The organism is Mesorhizobium sp. M7A.F.Ca.CA.002.04.1.1 (assembly GCF_004022805.1).
GTDB lineage: Bacteria > Pseudomonadota > Alphaproteobacteria > Rhizobiales > Rhizobiaceae > Mesorhizobium > Mesorhizobium ciceri.
In genome coordinates, this window is record NZ_RZPL01001324.1 from 1 (window position 1) to 441 (window position 441).

Below are 441 nucleotides of genomic sequence, written 5' to 3' on the forward strand. Positions count from 1 at the left end.
CAATGAGATCGGCCTGGCGCATGCCGGCCATCGCATCGACCTGCAGCCGCTCCAGCCCGGCTTCCGACAGGATGATGCCTTGCTGCAGCAGGTCGATCTCGCGCGGCGACTTGATGGCCCGCAACCTGTCGAGCACGGCCGAGCCGTCGACCATCGTGCAGGCCGGCAACAGCGCCTGCATGACCGAGAAATCGGCGGCGGGCACAAAATCGAGGTCGACGCCGACCCTTGCGCGCCCGAGCCCGAACCCGGTCAGGATCTGCTTCAGCTCGTCGACGGCACGAGCGAGTTCGAATGTCGCGGGCCGAGAAAAACCCGGCGCCCGGCCGGCAAGGCCGGCCTCGATGCGTTGCGGCAACCCTTGCCCTGACGTCGAGGCGTCCAGCGTGGCGGCTTCGATCCAGATCGGGTGGCTGCGGATGACAGCATCCGGCAGAACCC

General features: G+C 67.8%; 1 protein-coding gene. It reads right to left on the minus strand.

The window, feature by feature from the left end; all coding sequences use genetic code 11:
• Nucleotides 1-441 (minus strand): aminopeptidase P family N-terminal domain-containing protein (locus ENZ75_RS34020; RefSeq protein ID WP_206617197.1); only part of this gene is annotated, 441 nt, incomplete at both ends.